Origin of the sequence: Bradyrhizobium sp. PSBB068 (assembly GCA_016839165.1) — a bacterium.
Lineage (GTDB): Bacteria > Pseudomonadota > Alphaproteobacteria > Rhizobiales > Xanthobacteraceae > Bradyrhizobium.
In genome coordinates this window covers 4,003,696-4,024,987 of the sequence record CP069300.1, presented here as the reverse complement: position 1 = coordinate 4,024,987, position 21,292 = coordinate 4,003,696, and the positions used below count along the sequence as shown (strand labels likewise).

At 66.3% G+C, this 21,292-nt stretch carries 21 protein-coding genes; 9 read left to right on the top strand and 12 right to left on the bottom strand.

Going from position 1 to position 21,292, the window contains the following annotated elements:
* Window positions 1-98: 98 nt before the first annotated feature.
* From JQ507_18660 to topA, 4 genes are read right to left on the bottom strand one after another with little or no spacing between them, the layout of a single operon-like run.
* The gene (locus JQ507_18660; protein QRI67034.1) at window positions 99-848 is read right to left on the bottom strand and encodes an NUDIX domain-containing protein; all 750 of its coding nucleotides are present in this window, start codon (window positions 846-848) and stop codon (window positions 99-101) included.
* Window positions 849-884: 36 nt separating this feature from the next.
* Window positions 885-1,322 carry a DUF983 domain-containing protein gene (locus tag JQ507_18655; GenBank protein QRI67033.1) on the bottom strand — a complete coding sequence of 146 codons (438 nt, stop codon included), beginning with the start codon at window positions 1,320-1,322 and terminating at the stop codon, window positions 885-887.
* An 18-nt stretch (window positions 1,323-1,340) separates the two neighbouring features.
* Window positions 1,341-3,704, bottom strand: coding sequence for a ribonuclease R (rnr, locus tag JQ507_18650; protein QRI67032.1), 2,364 nt, complete (start codon window positions 3,702-3,704; stop codon window positions 1,341-1,343).
* On the bottom strand, window positions 3,705-6,473 hold the full coding sequence (gene topA / locus JQ507_18645) for a type I DNA topoisomerase (protein ID QRI67031.1): 2,769 nt from the start codon (window positions 6,471-6,473) through the stop codon (window positions 3,705-3,707). It lies immediately after the preceding gene.
* A 295-nt stretch (window positions 6,474-6,768) separates the two neighbouring features.
* On the opposite strand from topA, the gene JQ507_18640 reads away from it, so the two are divergent.
* Window positions 6,769-6,942, top strand: a complete 174-nt coding sequence (locus JQ507_18640; GenBank protein QRI67030.1) for a hypothetical protein — start codon at window positions 6,769-6,771, stop codon at window positions 6,940-6,942.
* A 237-nt stretch (window positions 6,943-7,179) separates the two neighbouring features.
* Here JQ507_18640 and JQ507_18635 read toward each other — a convergent pair whose 3' ends face one another.
* Window positions 7,180-7,659, bottom strand: coding sequence for a helix-turn-helix transcriptional regulator (locus JQ507_18635; protein ID QRI67029.1), 480 nt, complete (start codon window positions 7,657-7,659; stop codon window positions 7,180-7,182).
* A 106-nt stretch (window positions 7,660-7,765) separates the two neighbouring features.
* On the opposite strand from JQ507_18635, the gene JQ507_18630 reads away from it, so the two are divergent.
* Both JQ507_18630 and JQ507_18625 read left to right on the top strand, forming a co-directional pair.
* Complete coding sequence (locus tag JQ507_18630; GenBank protein ID QRI67028.1) at window positions 7,766-8,539, top strand: glucose 1-dehydrogenase; 774 nt, start codon at window positions 7,766-7,768, stop codon at window positions 8,537-8,539.
* 158 nt (window positions 8,540-8,697) lie between these two features.
* Complete coding sequence (locus JQ507_18625; GenBank protein ID QRI67027.1) at window positions 8,698-8,865, top strand: hypothetical protein; 168 nt, start codon at window positions 8,698-8,700, stop codon at window positions 8,863-8,865.
* Window positions 8,866-8,922: 57 nt separating this feature from the next.
* Here JQ507_18625 and JQ507_18620 read toward each other — a convergent pair whose 3' ends face one another.
* On the bottom strand, window positions 8,923-9,531 hold the full coding sequence (locus tag JQ507_18620; protein QRI67026.1) for an FMN-dependent NADH-azoreductase: 609 nt from the start codon (window positions 9,529-9,531) through the stop codon (window positions 8,923-8,925).
* 99 nt (window positions 9,532-9,630) lie between these two features.
* On the opposite strand from JQ507_18620, the gene JQ507_18615 reads away from it, so the two are divergent.
* Window positions 9,631-10,038 (top strand): helix-turn-helix transcriptional regulator, encoded by a 408-nt coding sequence (locus JQ507_18615; GenBank protein ID QRI67025.1) that lies wholly within the window; start codon window positions 9,631-9,633, stop codon window positions 10,036-10,038.
* 17 nt (window positions 10,039-10,055) lie between these two features.
* Here the strand turns inward: JQ507_18615 and dprA are convergent, their stop codons facing one another.
* Window positions 10,056-11,171: a DNA-protecting protein DprA gene (dprA, locus tag JQ507_18610; GenBank protein ID QRI67024.1), complete on the bottom strand. Its 1,116-nt coding sequence runs from the start codon at window positions 11,169-11,171 to the stop codon at window positions 10,056-10,058.
* Between the two features lie 101 nt (window positions 11,172-11,272).
* On the opposite strand from dprA, the gene JQ507_18605 reads away from it, so the two are divergent.
* On the top strand, window positions 11,273-12,511 hold the full coding sequence (locus JQ507_18605; protein QRI67023.1) for an amidase: 1,239 nt from the start codon (window positions 11,273-11,275) through the stop codon (window positions 12,509-12,511).
* 116 nt (window positions 12,512-12,627) lie between these two features.
* Here the strand turns inward: JQ507_18605 and plsY are convergent, their stop codons facing one another.
* The 3 genes from plsY to JQ507_18590 all read right to left on the bottom strand — a co-directional run bounded on the left by plsY (window position 12,628) and on the right by JQ507_18590 (window position 15,710).
* Window positions 12,628-13,224 (bottom strand): glycerol-3-phosphate 1-O-acyltransferase PlsY, encoded by a 597-nt coding sequence (plsY, locus tag JQ507_18600; protein QRI67022.1) that lies wholly within the window; start codon window positions 13,222-13,224, stop codon window positions 12,628-12,630.
* Window positions 13,225-13,450: 226 nt separating this feature from the next.
* Window positions 13,451-14,752: a dihydroorotase gene (locus JQ507_18595; GenBank protein QRI67021.1), complete on the bottom strand. Its 1,302-nt coding sequence runs from the start codon at window positions 14,750-14,752 to the stop codon at window positions 13,451-13,453.
* A 4-nt stretch (window positions 14,753-14,756) separates the two neighbouring features.
* Window positions 14,757-15,710 carry an aspartate carbamoyltransferase catalytic subunit gene (locus JQ507_18590; GenBank protein QRI67020.1) on the bottom strand — a complete coding sequence of 318 codons (954 nt, stop codon included), beginning with the start codon at window positions 15,708-15,710 and terminating at the stop codon, window positions 14,757-14,759.
* A 184-nt stretch (window positions 15,711-15,894) separates the two neighbouring features.
* Between JQ507_18590 and JQ507_18585 the strand changes: the two genes are divergently transcribed.
* The 4 genes from JQ507_18585 to JQ507_18570 all read left to right on the top strand — a co-directional run bounded on the left by JQ507_18585 (window position 15,895) and on the right by JQ507_18570 (window position 19,779).
* Window positions 15,895-16,662 carry a M15 family metallopeptidase gene (locus tag JQ507_18585; protein QRI73406.1) on the top strand — a complete coding sequence of 256 codons (768 nt, stop codon included), beginning with the start codon at window positions 15,895-15,897 and terminating at the stop codon, window positions 16,660-16,662.
* 129 nt (window positions 16,663-16,791) lie between these two features.
* Window positions 16,792-17,205, top strand: a complete 414-nt coding sequence (locus JQ507_18580; protein QRI67019.1) for a hypothetical protein — start codon at window positions 16,792-16,794, stop codon at window positions 17,203-17,205.
* Between the two features lie 149 nt (window positions 17,206-17,354).
* Complete coding sequence (locus tag JQ507_18575; GenBank protein QRI67018.1) at window positions 17,355-18,998, top strand: acyl-CoA dehydrogenase family protein; 1,644 nt, start codon at window positions 17,355-17,357, stop codon at window positions 18,996-18,998.
* A 10-nt stretch (window positions 18,999-19,008) separates the two neighbouring features.
* Window positions 19,009-19,779 carry a CPBP family intramembrane metalloprotease gene (locus tag JQ507_18570; GenBank protein QRI67017.1) on the top strand — a complete coding sequence of 257 codons (771 nt, stop codon included), beginning with the start codon at window positions 19,009-19,011 and terminating at the stop codon, window positions 19,777-19,779.
* A gap of 81 nt (window positions 19,780-19,860) precedes the next feature.
* On the opposite strand, the gene JQ507_18565 is transcribed toward JQ507_18570, so the two are convergent.
* Both JQ507_18565 and ruvX read right to left on the bottom strand, forming a co-directional pair.
* Window positions 19,861-20,787 (bottom strand): AEC family transporter, encoded by a 927-nt coding sequence (locus JQ507_18565; GenBank protein ID QRI67016.1) that lies wholly within the window; start codon window positions 20,785-20,787, stop codon window positions 19,861-19,863.
* Window positions 20,788-20,789: 2 nt separating this feature from the next.
* Window positions 20,790-21,272 carry a Holliday junction resolvase RuvX gene (gene ruvX / locus JQ507_18560; GenBank protein QRI67015.1) on the bottom strand — a complete coding sequence of 161 codons (483 nt, stop codon included), beginning with the start codon at window positions 21,270-21,272 and terminating at the stop codon, window positions 20,790-20,792.
* Between the last annotated feature and the right edge of the window lie 20 nt (window positions 21,273-21,292).

Below are 21,292 nucleotides of genomic sequence, written 5' to 3'. Positions count from 1 at the left end.
CGAAGCGACGAGCCCGGAATCCATTCTTCAACAAACGATGCGGCCCGATGGATTCCGGGCTCGCGCCAAGAGGCGCGCCCCGGAATGACGCGAGGGGATCACGCTCCCAGCACATCCTTCTGCATCTTGCCGCCATAGAAATGGAAGAACGGCACCGGCGCGTCGTGACGGAGCGGGCCGGTGGCGAGACGGCGGTCGAGTTCGGCGAGCACATTCTTGGTCATGGCATGCGCATCGGCCAGCGGCTCGGAGCCGATCTCGACCCAGACGAGCTCGACCAGTTCGGCATCGGCATGGACCACGCCCTCGACACGATGCGCGATGGTCGACGCATCGGCGGTGAAGAAGCGGGTGTCGAAGCGGCGGACACGGCCGGGCGGGGTGATCGCGCGCGCGATCAGGAACAGGCCGGACGGATCGGGCAACAGTCCTGCATCGGCGAATGGCGCCCAGGGGCCGTCGAGCTTTGTCTTCTTCTCGACCTTGCGGCCGAGGCAGAGTCCGGTCTCTTCGCAGGCTTCGCGGATCGCCGCATTGGCAAGCGCACGCGCGCGGCCGGGCGTGATCTTCGGGCTGCCCTTCAAGAGATTGGCTTCGAGCTCCGGCGTGATCGGGGCGGCGACCGGCACGCGGTTGTCGGCCTTGTCGACGCGGCCGCCGGGGAAAACGAACTTGCCGGGCATGAACACCACCTTGTCGTGGCGCTTGCCGACGAGCACCTTCGGCTTGGCACTGGAGCGATCGATCAGGATCAGCGTCGCGGCATCCTTCGGCCGGAAATACGCGTGATGATCGGCTTCCTTTTCGCCCTGGTGGACGACGGCGGCGGGTGCGGCAGCTTCAGTCATTTCATCCCTTTCATTTCTTCTTATCGCCCGGTTTAGCTAGACCGGCGGGATGTCGCTAGGGGGATTCTCGTCAAAGCCATGCATGCGCAGGGCCCATTGCAATCCGATCACGGCTCCCTTCACCGGTTGCAACAGTGCCAGAGATGCGAACAGCGTGAACGGCAGATAGATCGCAAGTTGCAGCCACACCGGCGGCGAATAGTTGGTCTCGATCCACAGTGCGGTCGGTACCACGATATGGCCGACAATGACGATGACGAGATAGGCGGGCAGGTCGTCGGCACGATGCGGCGAGAAATCCAGATCGCAGACCGGGCAGTGGCCGTCGCATTTGAGAAACTTGCGGAACAGTTTGCCATTTCCGCAGCGTGGACAATGGCCGCGGAACCCGCGCTTCATCGCGCGCCACACGTCGCGCTTCTCGGGCTCGGCCGCGTCGCGAGTCCAGACCACCGTCGGCGGTGTCACGTCCATGACTTCACGTCCATGAGTTCACGTCCATGACTTGCCTCGCTTCGATTTGCCCGACTTCGGCTTCGCTGGCATGCGGTCCTTCTTGCTGCGCGTCTTCCGTTCCTTGTGCGCCTTCTTGCCGGATCCTTTACCAGGTCCCTTGCCAAATCCCGCGGCGCGGCGCTCGGCTCTCTTGCCGTCGCGTTTTCTATCGCGCGGAATAGCCTGGCCCTCGGATAATAGCTCAAAGCGCAGCGCGCCCGCCACCGGCGCTGCCTCGACCAGCCGCACGTCGACGACGTCGCCGAGCCGATACATGGTGCCGCTGCGCGTGCCGATCAGCGCATGGCGGGTTTCGTCGTAGTTGAAATACTCGCTGCCGATGGTGCGGATCGGGATCAGGCCGTCGGCGCCGGTGTCGTCGAGCTTCACGAACAGGCCGGCGCGCGTCACGCCGGAAATGCGGCCCTGGAACGAGGCGCCGACCTTGTCGGCAAGGAAATGCGCGATCAGCCGGTCGGTGGTCTCACGCTCCGCCTTCATCGCGCGGCGTTCGGTGACCGAAATCTGCGCGGCGATCTCGGCCAGCGTCTCCACGCTCTCGTCGGCCGGCAGGGCGCCTTCGCCGAGGCCGAGCGCGCGAGTCAGCGCGCGATGCACGATCAGATCGGCGTAGCGGCGAATCGGTGAGGTGAAATGCGCGTAGCGGCGCAGGTTCAAGCCGAAATGGCCGTAGTTCTCGGCGGAGTACTCGGCCTGCGCCTGCGAGCGCAGCACCACCTCGTTGACCAGCGGTTCGTAATCTTCGCCCGAGACCTGCGCCAGCACGCGGTTGAATTGCGCGGGGCGCAGCGCACCCTGCTTGGTGAAGGGCAGGTCGAGCGTCTTCAAAAATTCCTGGAGGTTGTGCACCTTCTCCTGGCTCGGCTCGTCATGCACGCGATAGATCAGCGGCAGCGCCTTCTTCTCAAGCATCTCGGCCGCGGCGGCGTTGGCGAGGATCATGAACTCCTCGATCAGCCGGTGCGCGTCGAGCCGCTGCGGCACGATCACGCGATCGACGGTGCCGTCCGGCTTCAGCAGGATCTTGCGTTCGGGCAGATCGAGATCGAGCGGATCGCGCTCGTTGCGCGCGAGCTTGACCAACTCATAGGCCGCCCACAGCGGCTTGAGGATCGGCTCGAGCAGGGGACCTGTCGTGTCGTCGGGCCTGCCGTCGATCGCGGCCTGCGCCTGGGCATAGGCAAGCTTTGCGGCCGAGCGCATCAGCACGCGATGGAACGTATGCGAGCGCTTGCGGCCGTCGGCGCCGATCACCATCCGCACCGCGAGCGCGCCGCGCGGCTCGCCCGGCACCAGCGAGCAGAGGTTGTTGGAGATCCGCTCCGGCAGCATCGGCACCACGCGATCGGGGAAATACACCGAATTGCCGCGCTGGAGCGCATCGCGGTCGAGCGCCGAGCCGGGCCGCACATAGTAGGCGACATCGGCGATCGCGACATGGACGATGAAGCCGCCCTTGTTGTTGGGATCGGTGTCGACCTCGGCATGCACGGCGTCGTCGTGATCCTTGGCATCGGGCGGATCGATGGTGACGAGCGGCACGTCGCGCCAGTCCTCGCGGCCTTGCAAGGTCGCGGGTTTTGCCTCTTCGGCCTCTCGGAGCGCAGAAGGCGAAAATACCTGCGGGATGTCGTGGGTGTTGATCGCGATCAGGCTGATCGCCTTCTCACTGGCAATGGAGCCGAGCCGTTCCTTGACACGGGCGGAGGCGAGGCCAAAGCTGCGGGTGCGGATCAGGTCGACGCTGATCAGGTCGCCATTCTCAGCGCCGCCGGTATCCGGCTTGGCGATGTTGAGCTCGCGGCCGGCCTGCTTCTTGTCGACCGGGATCAGCCGTCCGCCGCCATCCGGATTGCGGCGGAAGATGCCGAGGATGCGGGTACGGCCGTGATCGATCACCTTGATGACGCGGCCGCGATAGGGCGTGCCGTCTTGCTCGTCGGTCACCTCAACCCGCAGCAGCGCGCGGTCGCCGACACCGGCGGTGGTGCCGGGCTTCGGTCGCCGCGGCGTCTCGATGCGGATTTTCGGCGCGGTGCCGTTTTCCTCGGAGTCCCACTCGGCGGGGGTGGCGATCAATTCGCCGTCGCTGTCACGGCCGGTGATGTCGGCGAGAACGGTCGGCGGCAGCGCCGCCGGCTCGTGGATCTTGCGGCCGCGTTTTGCAACTGTGCCGTCGTCGGCGAGCTCGCGGAGGATCCGCTTCAGCTCGATGCGGTCGGCGTTCTTCAGGCCGAACTCGCGCGCGATCTCGCGGGTGCCGACCTTGCCTGGATTGGCGCGGATGAAGGCGACGATGGCGTCCCGGCCCGGAAAGCCATGGTCGGGTTTTCGTTTCACTTATCCTCGTGCCTTGCCGGCGCTTTTCTTCGCGGGCGCTTTCGCAGGTGCCGATGACTTTGCAGGCGACGTCTTGGCACCGGAAGCGACCGGCGCGCGCGCCTTGCTGGTCGCATCCGCTTTCGGTTTTGCCGCGGCCTTCTTCGACGCAGCCTTCTTGGCGGGCTTGGCCTCGGCGTCGCCGTCGGTCTCTTCAGACTTGGCTGCTTTGGCCTTGCTGGGCTTGGCAGGCTTCGCCGCCTTCTTGGCCTTCTTGCCGCCGCCCTTGGCCGCGCGCTCGTCGATCAGAGCGATCGCTTCCGCGAGAGTGACCTCGTCGGGCGTGCGATCGCTCGGGATCGTCGCGTTGACGCCGCCGGCCGCGACATAGGCGCCGTAGCGTCCGTTCTTCAGTGCAACCGCGCCGAGCGTCGGATGATCGCCGAGCGGCTTGCCGGGATCGGCGCCGAAGCGGCGGCCGCTCGGTCCCTTGGCGATCTTCTCCGCGATCAGCGTCACCGCGCGGTTCAAGCCGATATCGAACACCTCGTCGCCGGCCTCAAGGCTGGCATAGGTCTTCTCGTGCTTCACGAACGGCCCGAACCGGCCGAGGCCGGCGGTGATCGGCTGCCCGGTCTCCGGATGCTTGCCGATCTCGCGCGGCAGCGACAGCAGCTTCAGCGCCAGTTCGAGATCCACGTCGGCGGGCGAGGTGCCCTTGGGAATCCCCGCGCGCTTCGGCTTCTCGCCTTCGGCATAATCCTTCTGCTCGCCGAGCTGGATGTAGGGGCCGAAGCGGCCGGCCTTCACCGTGACGTCGAACCCGGTGTCGGGATCGGTGCCGAGCACGCGATCGGCGCTCTCGGCGTTGTCGGCCGCCAACGGACGGGTGTAGCGGCATTCCGGATAGTTCGAGCAGCCGACGAAGGCGCCGAACTTGCCGGCCTTCAGGTTGAGCCGGCCGGTGCCGCAGGTCGGGCATTGCCGGACGTCGCCGCCATCCGCGCGCGGCGGATAGATGTGCGGGCCGAGCATCTCGTCGAGCGCATCGAGCACCTCGGCAACCCTGAGGTCCTTGATGTCGTTGACCGCGCCGATGAAGCCGCGCCAGAAGTCCTGCAGCACCTGCTGCCAGGCGATCTCATTGTTGGAGATGCGGTCGAGCTGCTCCTCGAGATCGGCAGTGAAGTCGTACTCGACATAGCGCGAGAAGAAGTTCTCCAGGAACGCGACCACGACGCGGCCCTTGTCCTCGCCGTGCAGCCGCTTCTTCTCCAGCTTGACGTAGCCGCGGTCCTTCAGCACCTGCAGGATCGAGGCGTAGGTCGAGGGACGGCCGATGCCGAGCTCTTCCATCCGCTTCACCAATGATGCTTCCGAGAAGCGCGGCGGCGGCTCGGTGAAATGCTGGGTGACGGCGAGGCTCTGGCGCTTCACGGCTTCGCCCTGGCTCATCGCGGGCAGGCGGCGCGAGTCCTCGTCTTCCTCGTCGTCGCGGCTCTCCTGGTAGAGCGCGAGGAAGCCGTCGAACTTGATGACCTGCCCGGAGGCGCGCAGCTCCAGCACGCGGGAGCCTGCCTTGGCCTCGATGTCGACAGTGGTGCGTTCGAGCTCGGCGGACTCCATCTGGCTCGCGATGGTGCGCTTCCAGATCAGCTCATAGAGCCGTGCCTGATCGGCATCGAGCCGGCGGCCGATGGTGGCCGGGCGGCGCGACAGATCGGTCGGACGGATCGCTTCGTGCGCTTCCTGCGCGTTCTTGGCCTTGGCCTGATACTGGCGCGGCGCATCCGGCACATAGGCGTTGCCGTAATCCTCGCCGATCACCTTGCGTGCCTGGGTGATCGCCTCGGGCGCGATCTGCACGCCGTCGGTTCGCATATATGTGATGAGACCGGTGGTCTCGCCGCCGATGTCGATGCCCTCATACAGCCGCTGCGCGATGCGCATGGTGTGCGCCGGCGCGAAGCCGAGCTTGCGGCTCGCTTCCTGCTGCAATGTCGAGGTGGTGAAGGGCGCCTGCGGGTTGCGCCGCGCCGGCTTGGCCTCGACGGTCGCGACCTTGAACAGCGCGGCTTCGATCGCCTTCTTGAAGTCCTCGGCTTCCGCCCCGGAGCCGATGTCGAGCCGCGCGATCTTCTTGCCGTCGGCGCCGACCAGGCGCGCCTCGAAGGCTTCGCCGCGCGGCGTCAGCAGGGTGGCGACCAGCGACCAGTACTCCCGCGGCACGAACTTTTCGATCTCGAGCTCGCGGTCGCAGACCAGCCGCAGCGCGACCGACTGCACGCGGCCCGCCGAGCGGGCGCCGGGCAGCTTGCGCCACAGCACCGGGGAGAGCGTGAAGCCGACCAGATAGTCCAGCGCGCGGCGCGCCATGTAGGCGTCGACCAGCGCGCCGTCGATCTGGCGCGGCGCCTTCATGGCCTCGGAGACGGCCTGCTTGGTGATGGCGTTGAACACCACGCGCTCGACCTTCTGGTCCTTCAGCGCGCGCTTTTCCTTCATCACCTCCAGCACGTGCCAGGAGATCGCTTCGCCCTCCCGATCAGGGTCGGTTGCGAGGATCAGGCGGTCGGCACCCTTCAGCGCCTTGGCGATGTCGTTGAGCCGGCTCGCGGCCTTGGCATCGACCTCCCAGATCATCTGGAAATTGGCGTCCGGATCGACGGAACCGTTCTTGGCCGGGAGGTCGCGAACATGGCCGAACGACGCCAGGACCTCGTAGGAGGACCCCAGATATTTGTTGATCGTCTTGGCCTTGGCCGGCGACTCCACAATGACGATATTCATGTCATTCCAATAGCTTACGGGAAAACTTGAAGGCGGGTTCCGCTAGACTCGCGGCCCGCATTGTCGGGGCGAACATGGGTGCTGGGGCGGTCGGTGTCAAATCGCCAGATATTGAAGGGGGTGTCCAAGCTGTGGAGTTCCTATCTCAAAGGTTGAAAAATGCGCCCTAGAGTTGCGGCCGGAAACGGCGTATCTCTTTATATATGGGGTGGGAATCGGATTAGGCCTTTTGAGCAGCACAGGGGGCGGCCGGAAGCGCAAGCCGCCCGGCCGGCGACGACCGGCGAGCGACGACATGGCTGGGGAGGGCGGCCCGGATGACGCCCTGGTCCTGATCGCAGCCGCCGCGACCGAACTCGCCAAACTCGCCCAGCGCCACCAATTCGAAGTCCTGGACCATCTGCTCGCGATGACCCGCCTGGAAGCCGACGAGCAGTTGCGGGCGCGCAGCCGGCGGAAGCTGTCCTAATGCTGCGGATCGACGGGGCCGACCTTCCGCAGCTCTCTCTATGTTCGTCGTCCTGGCGAAAGCCAGGACCCATAACCACCGCATTCGGTGATGGGCGTGATTGCGGCCCTGCCACCCCGTCATTCCGGGGCTCGCGAAGCGAGAGCCCGGAATCCATTCGTCTACGGAACGCGCGGCCGGATGGATTCCGGGCTCGACGCTGCGCGTCGCCCCGGAATGACGAAGGAGAGGATCCGCTTACACAGTCGCTGCCCGCCGCGCGCGTTTCGCCGCAGGCCTTGGCTTCAGCGTCGTGTCCGCCGCGCTGAGCACGCGACCGTCCTGCGACAACAGCGCAAGCTTCTTCACCGGCTTGCCCTTGTCGCGATCGACCATGATGGTCGCGATCTCGTCCGGATGCTCGTCGAACTCCTCGGTCCATTGCCGGAGCGCGACCAGGATCGGGAAGATGCCGTGGCCCTTCGGCGTCAGCACATATTCCTGATAGGCGCTGCCGTCGGAGGCGGGGACCGTCTTCAGGATGTCGCGCTCGACCAGCGTGCGCAGCCGCGTGGCGAGGATGTTCTTGGCCAGCCCGAGGCTCGCCTGGAATTCGCCGAAGCGGCGCCGGCCGAGGCTGGCGTCGCGGATGATCAAGAGCGACCACCAGTCGCCGAACACGTCGAGCGCGCGCGCCACCGGGCAAGAGTCGCCTGCCAGACTGGTTCTCTTCACCACGCGTCTCCAAAAATTAAAGCCATCACGGCCTTGTGTAGTTGCAATATTAAACCTCGTCCTCTAGCTAGGCAATGAAGTTTAATAATGCAACCAACTGGAGGCGGACATGAGACTGGCGAACAAGACGGCATTGATCACCGGCGGCAACAGCGGCATCGGGCTTGCGACAGCGAAGCTGTTCATCGCCGAAGGCGCCAAGGTCGTCATCACCGGACGCAACAAGGAAACGCTTGCGGCGGCGGCCAAGGAGCTTGGGCCGAACGCGCTCGCCGTCGTGGCCGATGCCACCGACGTCGCGGCGCTGGAAGCCGCGGTGAAGCAGGGCGCCGAGAAGTTCGGCAAGTATGATGTGCTGTTCGCCAATGCCGGCATTCCCGGCCAGACGCCGGTCGGCGGCACCACACTCGCCGCATTCGAAAATGTGATCCGCACCAATCTCACCGGCGTGTTCTTCACCGTGCAGGCGGTCGCGCCCTATCTCAATGACGGCGCGTCGATCATCCTCAACGGCTCGGTGATTTCGGTGCTCGGCAACCCCGGCTATTCGGCCTATGCCGCGAGCAAGGCCGGCGTGCGCGCGATGGCGCGCGTGATGGCGTCAGAACTGTCGCCGCGCAACATCCGCGTCAACGTGGTGGCGCCGGGCGCCGTGCGCACGCCGATCTGGGGTGCGGCAATCGCAACGCCCGAAGCCGAGAAGGTGTTCGAGCAGCGGATCGGCAAGACCACGCCGCTCGGCCGCATCGGCGAACCCGATCACATCTCGAAGACCGTGCTGTTCCTGGCATCCGACGACGCGGCACATGTGCAGGGGCAGGAACTCTTCATCGATGGCGGCGCAACGGCATCGCCCGCCGGCGCGCCGATCTATCGCGGCTAGATTTGTTTCTCATTGTACGGAGCGGCCGGTGTGAAACGGACCACACCGGCCGCTGTCGTGCGCGGCTATCATCGCGCGCATTGAACCTTTGACGTGTTCCCGGGACTCTTGAAGAGGTCGGGGATTATTTTCACCACGGAATCATTTGGAGTGCCGTCATGCCGAAAGCAGTTCGTATTGCGACCCCGATCAAGGTTTCGTCTGCGTCCGACAATTCAGACTCGTCAGACTCGGCACAGTTCGTGACGGTCGCGCTGTTTTCCGGCATCGGCCTGCTGATTTCGCTCGTCGCCGTCATCTGCGGCATCCAAGGCGTCTGGTTCTGAGTTCCATCAAATGAATGGCCTGCCGCCGCCAGGGGCGACGGCAGGTGCTTGACCACATCAGGCCGCGTTCAAGCTGCCGGCAGCTTGCAGCGCGCCCGCGACCGCCTTCTCGCGATGCTCGGGGCCGACCTGGATGCCGTCGGCGGGGATGAACTCCACATTCCTGACGCCGATGAAACCGAACACTCCACGCAGATAGGTCTCGAGGTGCTCGAGCGCGGCCATCGGCGTGTCGGCGCCGTAATAGCCGCCGCGCGAGATCGCGATGATGACGCGCTTGTTGCCGGCCAGCCCCTCGACGCCGGTCGGGCCGTATTTGAAGGTCTTGCCTGCGACGAGGATGCGGTCGATCCAGGCCTTGAGCTGCGAGGGGATCGTGAAGTTGTACATCGGCGCACCGATCACCACGATGTCGGCGGCGAGGAACTCGTCGAGCACCGCCTGGCCGGTCGCGATGTCGTCGCGCACCGACGGATCAGGCGCCGCGCCCTGGCTGGCCGCAAGGTGCAGGCCGGAGAGGTGGGCGAGCGGGGTCTGGCTGAGGTCGCGGTAGCTCACGACGAGGCCGGGATTGGCCTGGCGCAGCCGCTCGACGGCGGCGGCGGAGACCTGGCGGCTGACGGAATGAGGGCCGAGGACGGAGGAATCGATGTGCAGAAGTTTCATGGCAGGGGTCACCTTTGGTATAGGTTTGTAACTGGCGCTATATGAGTGACCGTCTTAAATCTCCGCAAGAACGCACATTTTTGAAACCCGAGCACACCAATGGAACCCGAGCACATCGATGTAACCGTCGCGACCGGTCTTCCGCGTCAACCAGACACGCATCAGGACTGCCGCGGCGTGGCCTCGGTGTTGTCGCGGGTCGGCGACAAATGGAGCGTGCTGGTCATCATGCTGCTGCGCGACGGACCGCGCCGCTTCAATGAGCTGAAGCGCATGATCAACGGCATCTCGCAGCGGATGCTGACGCTGACCCTGCGCGGGCTGGAGCGCGACGGCCTGGTGACGCGCACGGTGTTTCCGACCATCCCGCCGCGGGTCGATTACGAGCTGACCGATCTCGGGCGCGGGCTCGCGGTGCCAGTGATGGCGCTCGGCGAATGGGCGTTCGCGCATCTGCCGGAGATCGAGGGCGCGCGGAACGATTTTGATGCGCGCAATGCGGAGTGATCAGGTCGCAACCGCGACTAAATCATCGACACCAGCCCGCCGCCGTGACGCTCCAGTTTGCCTGCCAATTCAAGCTCCAGCAGCACGGCGCGGACGATGGCGGGCGAGACGTCGGCCATCCGGATCAGATCGTCGAGGCTGATCGGGCTCGGCCCGAGCAGGTTGATGATGCGGGCGCGATCACCGCCATCAGTGGCAAAATCGAGTGGCTCGTCGTTTTCGCGCGCGCCGAGCATGACGGGCCGCTCCATGATCGGCGCGACCGCGTTGATGACGTCGGCAGCTTCGGTCACCAGCGTGGCACCTTGCTTGATCAGGTCGTTGGCGCCGGCAGCGCGCGGATCGATCGGCGAGCCCGGCACCGCGAACACTTCGCGGCCCTGTTCGGCCGCCATCCGCGCCGTGATCAACGAACCCGAACGGTGCGCGGCCTCCACCACCACGACGCCGAGCGAGGCGCCCGAGATCAGCCGGTTGCGGCGGGGAAAGTCGCGCGCTCGCGGCACGTGGCCGAGCGGCATCTCCGAGATCGCCGCGCCGTGTTCGAGCAGGGCCGCCAGCAGATCCGCGTGCTCCGGCGGATAGATGCGGTCGTGGCCGCCGGCGAGCACCGCGACTGTGCCGCTGGCAACGGTGGTGCGATGCGCTGCCTGGTCGATGCCGCGGGCCAGGCCCGAGATCACGACAAAGCCGGCGTCGCCGAGATCGCGCGCCAGGGTGCCTGCAAATTTCAGCCCGGCGCCGGACGCATTGCGGGAGCCGACGATCGCGATCATCGGCCGCATCATTGTGGCGCGCGTGCCGCGCACGCCGAGCAACGGCGGCGCATCGTCGATGGTGGCAAGCCGCGCCGGATAATGCTCCTCTTCCGGTGCGACGAGGTCGATGCCGAACCGGCGGCAGGCCGCGAGCTCGGCTGTGGCGTCGGCCTCGCTGCAGATCCGCTGCGGTCCCGATCCGCCGCCGCGGCGTGCGAGGTCCGGCAAGCGCTCCAGCGCGTGCGCGGCGTCGCCAAAATGGCGGAGCAGCGATGCAAAGGTACGCGGGCCGACATTGTCGGAGCGGATCAGCCGCAGGCGGTTGAGCCGTTCGATGTCGGTGAGTTTTGTCGGGCTGGGCGAGCGGTCATGCATGGGAGGCCCAGCTTCGCCCAACCAGAGATTGTGATCAACTGCGACATTGGCGCCACCGCGCGTGACGCGCTAAAAGCAGCCGCCAACATCAGGAAGCTCCCATGATCTCACTTGCCGACTTTCAAGCGCGTATCGAGCAGGGCGCGCTGTTGCCGGATGCCGCCATCGGCCAATCGCTGGAGGCGATCCGCGCACAGGACAATGCGATCGGGGCCTTCGTCCGCCATGATCCAAGGGCGCGTGCGCAAACGGCCGGGCCTTTGCGTGGCATCGCGGTCGGCATCAAGGACATCATCGATACCGCTGACTTCCCGACCGAGATGGGCGCTGCGATCTATCGCGGCCATCAGCCGCGGGCCGATGCGCCTGTGGTGATGGCGCTGAAGCAGGCTGGCGCGACCATCATCGGCAAGACCACGACGACCGCGTTCGCGGCGAATGATCCGACCGCGACGGTCAATCCGCGCAACCACGCGCACACCCCGGGTGGATCGTCCTCGGGCTCGGCGGCTGCGGTCGCTGCCGGCATGGTCTCGCTGGCATTGGGGACACAGACCGGAGGCTCGGTGATCCGGCCGGCCTCGTTCTGCGGCGTCGCCGCGATCAAGCCGAGCTACCGGCTGCTGCCGACCGTCGGCGTGAAGTGTTTTTCATGGACGCTCGATACGGTCGGGTTGTTCGGCGCCGGCGTGCGCGATGTCGCGCTGGGGCTGGCCGCGATGACGAAACGGACTGATCTTGTCGTGCCATCGGCTGTGCCGGCGCCGCGGATCGGCATGGTGACGCAAGCCTTCGCCGGCGCGCCCGAACCGTCCGGCGCGGAGGCGTTGCAGCGGGCCGCACGCGCCGCGGAGCAGGCCGGCGCGACGGTGCGTGAGATTGCCGTGGCCGACGTCATCGCGGAGGCATGGCGGATCCATCCTGACGTGCAGGAGTTCGAGGCGCATCAGTCGCTCGCCTGGGAGTATGGGCAGAACTACGAGGCGATGCCGCCGCTGCTGCGTGGCCGGCTCGACGAGAGCAAAGGCGGCACGCCCGCCGAGTACGACGCGGCGATGGACGTCACGCTGCGGGCGCGGCAGGCGCTGGCCGGCATTTTCGACGAGGTCGACGTGCTGCTGACGCTGTCGGCGCCGGGTGCCGCGCCGAAGGGACTGACGTCGACCGGCGATCCCCGTTACAACCGGCTCTGGACCTTGATGGGCGTACCCTGCGTCAACGTGCCGACGCTGGTTGCCGAAGCGGGATTGCCGGTGGGAGTGACGGTGATCGCGCCGTTCGGCGGCGATGCGAAGGCGCTGGCGGCCGCGAGTTTTGTTGAGGATGCGTTGGGAAAATAACGACTGTCATTCCGGGGCGCGACGAAGTCGCGAGCCCGGAATCCATTTCACAGCGACATCTGCGGCTCGATGGATTCCGGGCTCTCGCTACGCGAGCCCCGGAATGACGGAGAGATCTATTTCTTCTCGCCGATCTTGCCTTCGGTGCCGGCCTGCAGGCGCTTGATGTTCTCGCGGTGCATGTAGAACAGCAGCAGCGTCAGCACGGCGAACAGCGAGGCGAGCGCGCTGTGGCCGAACCACCACAGGAACAGCGGCGTCACGAACGCGGCGATCAGCGCCGACAGCGACGAGTAGCGCGTGGTGTAGGCGGTGCCGAGCCAGATCACGGCAAAGATCAGCGCCGCCGGCCAGAACAGGCCGAGCAGCACGCCGAGATAGGTCGCGACACCCTTGCCGCCGTGGAATTTCAGCCAGACCGGGAAGAGGTGGCCGAGGAATGCCCCCAGCGCCGCCAGCATTGCCGCATTCGGGCCACCGATCGTCCCCGCGATGATGACGGCGACCGTGCCCTTCAGCATGTCGCCGATCAGCGTCGCCGCGGCGAGGCCCTTGCGGCCGGTGCGCAGCACGTTGGTGGCGCCGATATTGCCCGAGCCGATGGTGCGCAGATCCTGCGTGCCGGCGAGCCTCGTCAGGATCATGCCGAACGGGATCGAGCCCAAGAGATAGCCTATCAGCAAGGCGGCCGGCAGGAACGCGTCAGCAGACATCGCGGTGGCTCCCTGGACAGCCGGGACGGTCCAATTCGGACGAATCCATCAATGAAATATTAACCATCAATCCGCACCATGGCCGTGGAAATGAGGGAGCTTATCATGGCTTCTGTTCGCAGGCGGCTGGAGCAGGTTTTCTTTGTCGTTTACGTCGCGGCCATCGTCGTTGGAACGACGATGGAGGCGATGTCGCAACTCGCGGCGCGCTAGGTTCCACTCTGACTTAGACGTGCTCGTACACGGTGCGTCCACCGACGATGGTCCGCGTCACGCGGCCCGAGAAGCGGGCGTCGTCGAACGGCGTATTCTTGCACAGTGATTTGAGATCGTCGCGATCGAGCACCCAGGGTGTGTCGGCATCGATCACGATCACGTCGGCCGGGGCGCCGGCGCGCAGGGTGCCGCCCGGCAGGCCGAGCAGTTCGGCCGGCCGCGTCGACATCGCCCGGATCAGCGTCTTGAAGTCCATCTCGCCATTGTGGATCAGCCGCAGCGCCGCCGGCAGCATGGTCTGCAGGCCGACTGCGCCGCTGGCCGCTTCCGCGAACGGCAACCGCTTGACCTCGACGTCCTGCGGATTGTGATCGCTCATCACGACATCAATCAGCCCGGAGGCCAGCGCCGCGACCAGCGCCCTGCGGTCCTCCTCGGTGCGCAGCGGCGGCGCCAGCTTGAGGAAGGTGCGGTAGGGGCCGATGTCGTTTTCGTTCAAGGTCACATGGTTGATCGAGACCGAGGCCGAAACGTTGTGGCCGGCGTCGCGGGCACGCTTGAGGATCTCCAGCGACTCGGTCGAGGTCAGCGAGGCCGCGTGATAGCGCCCGCCGGTCAGCCCCGCGAGCCGCATGTCGCGCTCGAGCATGATCGATTCGGCGGCGGTCGGAATCCCGGCGAGGCCGAGCCGGGTGGCGAACTCGCCTTCGTTCATGACGCCTTCGCCGACCAGATGCGGATCCTCGGTGTGATGCACGATCAGCGCATCGAAATCGCGGGCATAGGTCAGCGCGCGCCGCATCACCTGGGCGTTGGTGACGCTGCGGTCGCCATCGGTGAAGGCGACGGCGCCGGCGGCCTTGAGCAGGCCGATCTCGGTCATCTCCTGGCCCTGCATGCCCTTGGTCAGCGCCGCCATCGGATGGATGTTGACGATCGCGGTGTCGCGGGCGCGGCGCAGCACGAAGTCGACGGTCGCCGAATTGTCGATCACTGGCGAGGTGTCGGGCTGGCAGATGATGGTGGTGATGCCGCCGGCGGCGGCGGCCTGGCTGGCGGATGCAAAGGTCTCGCGATGGCTGGCGCCGGGTTCGCCGACGAAGGCGCGCATGTCGATCAGGCCGGGGGCCACGATCTTGCCGGCGCAATTGACGATGTCGGTGCCTTCGGGGACGCCGGCGGCACCGATGCCACGCTTGGCGTCACGGATCACGCCGTCTGCGATCAGGACATCGCCCGGACCGTCGAAGTCGCGGGAGGGATCGATGACGCGGGCGTTGGCGAGCAGGATGGGGCGGCGGTCAGTCAGCATGGCGTCACGCGTTCGGCAGGTTGCGGGCGAGCGCTTCGAGCACTGCCATGCGCACCGCCACACCCATTTCGACTTGTTCACGGATCAGCGATTGCGCGCCGTCGGCAACGAAGGTGTCGATCTCGACACCGCGGTTCATCGGCCCCGGATGCATCACCAGCGCGTCCGGCTTGGCGTAGCCGAGCTTCTTCTGGTCGAGGCCGAAATAGTGGAAATACTCGCCCGACGACGGCACGAAGGAGCCGTTCATGCGCTCGCGCTGCAGCCGCAGCATCATGACGATGTCGGCGCCGTTCAGCCCCTCGCGCATGTCACGCGCGACCTCGACGCCCATCCGCTCGATGCCGGGCGGCAGCAAGGTGGAGGGAGCCACCACGCGGACGCGGGCGCCCATCGTGTTGAGCAGGAAGATGTTGGAGCGCGCCACTCGGGAATGCAGCACGTCGCCGCAGATCGCGATCACGAGCCCCTCGAGCCGGCCCTTGTTGCGGCGGATGGTGAGCGCGTCGAGTAGCGCCTGGGTCGGGTGCTCGTGGCTGCCGTCGCCGGCATTGATCACGGAACCGTCAACCTTGCGCGCCAGCAGCTCGACCGCGCCGGAGGCGTGGTGGCGCACCACCAGGATGTCGGGGTGCATCGCGTTCAGCGTCACCGCGGTGTCCATCAGGGTCTCGCCCTTGCGGGTCGACATTGATGACACCGACATGTTCATGACGTCGGCGCCCAAGCGTTTTCCGGCGATCTCGAACGAGGACTGGGTCCGGGTCGAGGCCTCGAAGAACAGATTGACCTGGGTGCGGCCGCGCAGACTGGCGCGTTTCTTGTCGACCTGGCGGTTGAGCTCGACATACTCCTCGGAGAGGTCGAGCAGGCCCGTGATGTCGTCAGCGGAAAGGCCCTCGATGCCCAGCAGATGCCGGTGACCGAGGACAAAAGTCGATTTCAATGATGGGGTCATTAAAGCCAGAGCTATAGGCGCGGATGGCCGGTGGGGCAAGCGCGAAGAGGGGCCTCAGGAGTTTTCCCCGAGTAAGATGCGGCAGGGCTTCCCGGCGGCCACGGCACGGCTTCCGCCCGGCATCCGCGCCTTGCTTTTGCAGGCGTTTCCGGAACAAGAACTGGAGCCCGGGATCAACCCGGCGATGACGCCGGAGCGCGCGCTCGTGAAAATTGTCGTGATCGTCATCGCTGTTGCGGGGCTGGTCTGGCCGGCCCTTGCCCAGGGGCTGCCGGGCGACTTCGTGTTCCTCCGCGATGTCGATCCGACCATCATCCAGGACATCCGTTACGCCGGTGCGAACAACTTCACGGGGCGGCCGATCGCGGGGTACGACGCGGCGGAATGCGTGGTGAAGCGGGAGGTGGGGGTGCGCCTCAAGGCCGTGCAGCAGGAGCTGGCGCGGCAACGACTGTCGCTGAAGATGTTCGATTGCTACCGGCCGGCCCGTGCGGTCGCCGACATGGTGGCGTGGTCGCGGAACGGCAAGGAGACCGCTGCCGAACGCCGCTACAACCCGGCGTTCTCGAAGGCGGATTTGTTCCGCCTCGGCTATATCGCCACTCATTCCGGTCATTCGACCGGCGCCGCCGTCGATCTCACGCTGGTCGATCTTGGCGCCGACAATTCGCGCAAATTCGATCCGGCCAAGGATTATGCCGATTGCACCGCGCCCGCCGCCGCCCGCGCCCCGGAGGGCAGTGTCGACATGGGCACCGGCTATGATTGTTCCGACGTCAAGGCCCACACCGCTGCGAGCTCGGTCACGCCGGCGCAGCGGCGCTGGCGGAGCACGCTGGTCGCGGCGATGGCCCGGCAGGGGTTTGCCAACTATTCAAAGGAATGGTGGCACTTCTCGCTGCCGGGGGCGGGCGGCGCCGCCTACGATTTCCCGATCGTGCGGGCGCGATAGCACCGGATTTTCCTCAAATCCGAAGCATGTGCGCAACCCAATGCTTGCCCTCGCAACGGCGGCGGCGCGCGCATTCAACACTCCTTAATTGCCGCGCCTATCATGGGCGGACGAACGGGAGCACGGAACATGCGTCTGGCAGGCCTTGCGATCATCTTGGTCGGTGCGATCGGCGTCGTGGCCTATGACCAGTACGACAAGACCACGAACTACACGCGCGTCGACGCGCGCATCAGCGGCGTCAGCGACCAATGCTATCTGGAAAGGGTCGAGCGCGGAATCCTCACCAAGACCAGGTGGACCTCCGACATGGTCCGTTGCGAAGCTGCCGAAGCGCTGCGGAAAGACAATCCGAAGTGGCAGGGCTACGATGTGAGACACAAGATCGAGGTCCGCGTCGCCTATGTGTCGCCGGTCGACGGGGCCACGCATCAGTCGGTGCTGCGGATGTCGTCCTTCCCCTGCGGCCAAGCGCTGCACGCCGGCGATCTGCTTCCGGTACTGGCGTCCAGGACCAAGGTGGACAGGACGCGTTTGACCTGACCGTCTGGCGTGTACTTTTTGCTGCCCCGCGCCGGGTCGCAGGCCTATGATCCCCGCGATTCCATCGCGCTGCCGCCGGCGCATGATCCTGGCCCGTGCAGGCCGGCGTTCCCGGCATTGCGCGCAGAAAGATCAATCCCGAGGAGACCATGACGCAGGCTCCGTTTGCCACGCACGACGTCCTCAACCAGTCGCCGCCGTTTGAGGATATCGACTTCTTCGCGGCCGACGCGCCGCTCGTGGCCGCGGTGGCCGCCAATGGCGGGGCGCCGGCGTCAGCTGAACTCTCCGATTTCGGCAAGCATTGGGGCTCCGCCGTGATGGCGGAGCGCGGCCGCGTCGCCAATGAAAACACGCCGAAGCTGCGCAGCTTCGATGCCAGGGGCAATCGTCGCGACGAGGTCGAGTTTCATCCGGCCTATCACGAGTTGATGGCGCACTCCGCTCATGCCGGGGTGCACAACTCGACCTGGACCGCGGACGGCAAACCCGCCGGCGGCGCGGCCGAGGTGGTGCGCGCGGCGAAATTCTACATCGCTTCCCAGGTCGAGACCGGTCACCTCTGCCCGATCACGATGACGCGCGCCTCGGTCGCGGCGCTGGCCTCGCAACCGGACATCCTCGCGAAAACGATGCCAGTGATCGGCACGCGCGCCTACGACCCGAGCTTTGCGCCATGGTGGGCCAAGCGCGGCATGACGCTCGGCATGGGCATGACCGAAAAGCAGGGCGGCACCGATGTGCGCGCCAACATGACGCGTGCCGAGCCCGATGGCGACGCCTGGCGCATCACCGGGCACAAATGGTTCATGTCGGCGCCGATGTGCGACGCGTTCCTGGTGCTGGCGCAGGCGAAGGATGGCCTGAGCTGCTTCTTCATGCCGCGGTTTGCGCCTGACGGCACCGTGAATGCGATCCATTTCCAGCGCCTCAAGGACAAGCTCGGCAACCGCTCCAATGCCTCGTCCGAGGTCGAATTCCACGGCGCGCATGCCGAGTTGATCGGCGAGGAGGGCAAGGGCATCCGCACCATCATCCAGATGGTGCAGCTGACGCGGCAGGATTGCGCGATCGCGTCCGCCGGCCTGATGCGATCGGGGCTGGCGCATGCGCTCAACCATGCGCGGCATCGCAGCGTGTTCCAGAAGCATCTCGCCGACCAGCCGCTGATGCAGGCGGTGCTGTCAGACATGGCGCTGCATGTCGAGGCGTCCGTCGCGCTGGTGATGCGGCTGTGCCGCGCCTTCGATCGCGCGGGAGCCGATGCAGGCGAGGCGGCCTATATGCGGCTGCTGACGCCGGCGATCAAATACTGGACCTGCAAGAGCGCGCCCGGCTTCCTCTATGAGGCGATGGAGTGCCTCGGCGGCAATGGCTATGTCGAGGAGGGCATTCTGGCGCGGCACTACCGGGAGTCGCCGGTCAACGCGATCTGGGAAGGCTCAGGGAATGTGATGTGCCTCGACGTGTTGCGCGCGCTCGGCCGCGAGGCCGATGCCGCGCTCGTCGTGCTGCGTGCGCTGGCCGACGAGACCGAGGGCCTGCCGGGTGCCGCCGAGGCGGTCGCATCGATCGGGCAATCGTTCCGCCGCCCCGACAGCGAGCGCATCGCGCGGCTTGCGGTCGAGAAGCTGGCGCTGCTGGCGGCGGCCGCGGCGCTCAACCAGGTCTCGCAGAAGAGTGCCGAACTATTCGCGGCGACACGTCTTGCCGAACGCCACGCCGGCATGTACGGCGCGGTGGATCTGTCCGACGCCGATCAGCGCGCGCTGCTGGCGCGGGCGCTGCCATGAAGGTTTGCTGATGGACGCACTCAATCCCGATACTCCGCCGGCTTCCGTCGAACCGCCACCAGGTCCCCCGCGGGTCTGGAAATTCTGGGGCACCGCGCTGTGGGGCCTTGTGATCTTCGCCGCGATGTTCCTTGGCCAGGTCGCGGTCATCATCTGGCGCATCATCGCGCAGGGCGGGGAACTGTCGGCGGCCGGCATCACCCACGTGGTCGCCGACGGCCTGACCATCTCGCTCTCGGTGCTTGCCGGCCTGCCGATGGTGCTGCTGATGCTGTGGTTCGCCATCCGCCGCAGGCGGATCCCGTTCGCCGATTATCTCGGGCTGCGCGGGACGTCGTGGAAGAACGTGATCATCGGCATCGTCGCGCTCGTCGTGCTGGTCGGCGCCTGGGACCTGGTGTCCCGCGCCGCAGGGCGCGAGGTGACGCCGGGCTTCATGGGCGACGTGCTGAAATCGGCACAGGAGCACAGCGCGCTGTGGCTATTGGTGATCGCCTTCGCCGTGGCCGCCCCGCTCTGGGAGGAGCTGTTTGCGCGCGGCTGGCTCTATCGCGGCTGGTCGGAGAGCTCGCTCGGTCCTTACGGCGCGATCCTGCTCTCGTCGCTGGTCTGGACCGCGATGCATCTGCAATATGACTGGTTCTTCCTGTGCGAGGTGCTGTCGATCGGACTCCTGTTCGGCTATCTGCGGTTCCGCACCGGCTCGACCTGGCTCACCATCCTGCTGCACGGACTGAACAATCTGGCGGCGACGATCCAGACCTGGTGGCTGGCGGGGTGAGCAAGGCCATCCGATGATTTGGAATCGCGCACACACTGTGAACGACTATTAAGACGGGCCTCGACTTGGGATCGCAGAGGTCTAAGGCCCTGCCGCGGCGATCACGATCGGCATCGTGATCGCGGCCAGGATCGTCTGCAGCGTGATGATCTGGGCGAGCAGGGGAGCGTCGCCGCCCATCTGGCGCGCCAGCACATAGGCTGAGGGCGAGGTCGGCACCGCGGCGCAGGCGGCGACGATGGCGAGATTGGCACCGGCGACGCCGAACCACACCGCGAGCGCGACCGTGAGCACCGGCATCAGCACCAGCTTCAGCACCAGCGCGATGCTGGCGGCGAGGCTGGGACGGAAGATGCCTTCCGGATGCAGCCCGGCGCCGGTCACCAGCAGGCCGATCGCCAGCGACGAGCCGCCGAGCGCGTCGGCGACGTCATGCCAGATCTGCGGCAGCGGGATATGCGTGACGTTGATGACGAGACCGATCACACAGGCCCAGATCAGCGGGTTCTTCAGCACCGTCATCACGATGGCGCTCACGGACCGCTTCTCCGAGGAGGCATATCTCGCCAGCACGGCGACGCTGAAGACATTGACCAGCGGGATGATGGCGACCATCGCGACCGAGGCGAGCGCGAGACCTGTGCTGTCATAGAGATTGCGTGACACCGACAGCGCGACATAGGTCTGCCAGCGCGTCGCGCCCTGGAAGATCGAGGTGAAGGCGGGGCCATCCACCCCGGCGCGGGCGAGCGGGCCGCGCAGCGCGAGGCAGAGCAGGCACATCAAGAGCGCCGCGAGCAGCAACGCGCCGCCGACGCCGGCGACCGGAACCTTGGTCAGGTCGGCCTTGACCAGCGTCTGTACCAACAGGACGGGGAACAGCACGTAATAAGTGAGCTGCTCCAGCCCATGCCATTGCGTGTCGAGCCGCATCAGCGTGCGCTTCAGGACGAAGCCGAGCACGATCAGCAGGAACACCGGCAGCAGCGCCGCGATCACCACGGCCACGGTCAGCGGTCCCCGCGCAGCTTTGCGAGCCGGTCGAGCGCGCCCTGCAGGATGAAGATCGCGGCGTGCTCGTCGATCACCTCGGCGCGGCGGGCGCGGCTGACATCCATCCCGATCAGCTCGCGCTCGACCGCCGCGGTCGAGAGCCGCTCGTCCCACAGCCCGATCGCCAGCGCGGTGAGGTTTGAGAGGTTGCGGGCAAAGGCCCGGGTCGATTGCGCGCGCGGGCCTTCGCTGCCGTCCATGTTGATCGGCAGGCCCAGCACGAAACCGACCGCGTTGCGCTCGGCTGCGATCGCGAGCAGCCGCGCCGCGTCGACCTTGAACTGCTTGCGCTGGATGGTCTGGACACCGGTCGCGAGCCGCCGGTCCGGATCGGAGACGGCAACGCCGATCGTCTTGGTGCCGAGGTCGAGGCCGACCAGCGCGCCGCGGTCGGGCCAGTGCGGCGCAGCTTCGATCAGGGGAAGGATGGGGGCAGGCATGGACCAGCGCTTAGCACGCA